We start from the raw sequence: 252 nt of genomic DNA on the forward strand, positions 1-252 counted from the left end.
TTTTCGTAGAGGGCTACAGCATCACGTTTGAACTGTTCGGAGTACCTAGGCATGGTGGTAGATTACCTTTCTTCCCAACCCAACCGGGCTGGATATCAGGTGTCCACCAAACAGGGGTCAGGCCCGTCAAACTCGAGCGTGAGCGCCGTGGAGCATCAGATGGGATGAGCGAGGCTGATCTTCGTGCTGAAAATGCTCGTCTGCGCCGTGAACTGGCGGAAGCCAAGATGGATAATGAGTTTTTGTCAAAAG

The 252-nt window shown here is 52.8% G+C and carries 1 protein-coding gene; it reads left to right on the forward strand.

The annotated features are described in order from the left end of the window. Positions 1-252, forward strand: a 252-nt coding sequence (locus QP934_RS11635) for a hypothetical protein (RefSeq protein WP_419127606.1), incomplete at both ends; no start/stop codon positions are given.

Source organism: Corynebacterium sp. MSK122, from assembly GCF_030229435.2.
GTDB classification, from domain to species: domain Bacteria; phylum Actinomycetota; class Actinomycetes; order Mycobacteriales; family Mycobacteriaceae; genus Corynebacterium; species Corynebacterium marquesiae.